Origin of the sequence: Streptococcus anginosus subsp. whileyi MAS624, assembly GCF_000478925.1 — a bacterium.
Taxonomy (GTDB): domain Bacteria; phylum Bacillota; class Bacilli; order Lactobacillales; family Streptococcaceae; genus Streptococcus; species Streptococcus whileyi.
Genome location: NZ_AP013072.1, coordinates 2,120,001 through 2,122,284, shown reverse-complemented (window position 1 = coordinate 2,122,284; position 2,284 = coordinate 2,120,001). Strand labels below are relative to the sequence as shown.

The 2,284-nt window shown below is 48.2% G+C and carries 1 tRNA gene and 1 rRNA gene; both read left to right on the top strand.

Annotated features, from left to right (window positions below):
- The first annotated feature begins 226 nt into the window (after window positions 1-226).
- Window positions 227-1,782, top strand: a 16S ribosomal RNA gene (locus tag ANG_RS10635).
- Window positions 1,783-1,966: 184 nt separating this feature from the next.
- A tRNA-Ala gene (locus ANG_RS10630) sits at window positions 1,967-2,039 on the top strand.
- Window positions 2,040-2,284: the final 245 nt, after the last annotated feature.

Genomic DNA, 2,284 nt, shown 5'->3' with positions numbered 1-2,284 from the left:
AATTGAAAGAAAAAGTTTAAGAAAATAAAAAAAGATGAAAAAAGGTATTGACAAGAAGAGGAGGAGGTGATATACTAAGATAGTTGTCGCTTGAGGGGCGACAAAGACCTTTGAAAACTGAACAAGACGAACCAATGTGCAGGCGACTGTTTAAGAAGACAGTCCGTCAAACATTAAGAAGAAACAATAAATCTGTCAGTGACAGAAATGAGTGAGAGCTCAAACTTTATATGAGAGTTTGATCCTGGCTCAGGACGAACGCTGGCGGCGTGCCTAATACATGCAAGTAGGACGCACAGTTTATACCGTAGCTTGCTACACCATAGACTGTGAGTTGCGAACGGGTGAGTAACGCGTAGGTAACCTGCCTATTAGAGGGGGATAACTATTGGAAACGATAGCTAATACCGCATAACAGTATGTAACACATGTTAGATGCTTAAAAGATGCAATTGCATCGCTAGTAGATGGACCTGCGTTGTATTAGCTAGTAGGTAGGGTAAAGGCCTACCTAGGCAACGATACATAGCCGACCTGAGAGGGTGATCGGCCACACTGGGACTGAGACACGGCCCAGACTCCTACGGGAGGCAGCAGTAGGGAATCTTCGGCAATGGGGGGAACCCTGACCGAGCAACGCCGCGTGAGTGAAGAAGGTTTTCGGATCGTAAAGCTCTGTTGTTAAGGAAGAACGAGTGTGAGAATGGAAAGTTCATGCTGTGACGGTACTTAACCAGAAAGGGACGGCTAACTACGTGCCAGCAGCCGCGGTAATACGTAGGTCCCGAGCGTTGTCCGGATTTATTGGGCGTAAAGCGAGCGCAGGCGGTTAGAAAAGTCTGAAGTGAAAGGCAGTGGCTCAACCATTGTAGGCTTTGGAAACTGTTTAACTTGAGTGCAGAAGGGGAGAGTGGAATTCCATGTGTAGCGGTGAAATGCGTAGATATATGGAGGAACACCGGTGGCGAAAGCGGCTCTCTGGTCTGTAACTGACGCTGAGGCTCGAAAGCGTGGGGAGCGAACAGGATTAGATACCCTGGTAGTCCACGCCGTAAACGATGAGTGCTAGGTGTTAGGTCCTTTCCGGGACTTAGTGCCGCAGCTAACGCATTAAGCACTCCGCCTGGGGAGTACGACCGCAAGGTTGAAACTCAAAGGAATTGACGGGGGCCCGCACAAGCGGTGGAGCATGTGGTTTAATTCGAAGCAACGCGAAGAACCTTACCAGGTCTTGACATCCCGATGCTATTTCTAGAGATAGGAAGTTTCTTCGGAACATCGGTGACAGGTGGTGCATGGTTGTCGTCAGCTCGTGTCGTGAGATGTTGGGTTAAGTCCCGCAACGAGCGCAACCCTTATTGTTAGTTGCCATCATTGAGTTGGGCACTCTAGCGAGACTGCCGGTAATAAACCGGAGGAAGGTGGGGATGACGTCAAATCATCATGCCCCTTATGACCTGGGCTACACACGTGCTACAATGGCTGGTACAACGAGTCGCAAGCCGGTGACGGCAAGCTAATCTCTGAAAGCCAGTCTCAGTTCGGATTGTAGGCTGCAACTCGCCTACATGAAGTCGGAATCGCTAGTAATCGCGGATCAGCACGCCGCGGTGAATACGTTCCCGGGCCTTGTACACACCGCCCGTCACACCACGAGAGTTTGTAACACCCGAAGTCGGTGAGGTAACCGTAAGGAGCCAGCCGCCTAAGGTGGGATAGATGATTGGGGTGAAGTCGTAACAAGGTAGCCGTATCGGAAGGTGCGGCTGGATCACCTCCTTTCTAAGGAAAACGGAAGCCATTGAGTTTGTCTTGTTTAGTTTTGAGAGGTCTTGTGGGGCCTTAGCTCAGCTAAGGAGAACGCCAGTTCGCCTTTGTCGAAGCGTTAGCGCACGACAGGGACCAGCGGTAACTTAACAATAGAGTATCGCGAAAAAATAAAATAGAGTACAACTATGTATTGTACGGGGCCTTAGCTCAGCTGGGAGAGCGCCTGCTTTGCACGCAGGAGGTCAGCGGTTCGATCCCGCTAGGCTCCATTAGGATAGAATCCTACTGAACTTAATAAAGAAGTGAAGTTGAATACGAGACTAACTTCTTAGGAAAAAAGATAAACTTCCTTGTGTTCATGGAACACAGCGTCAGTTTCCTATTTTTCTACAGAAGTTTTCGCAAGCGAACCGTCTCTGAATATCCTAAATTTAGCACATTGAAAATTGAATAACGATATCAAATAGTAACAAGAAAATAAACCGAAACGCTGTGAATATTAATGAGTATATGA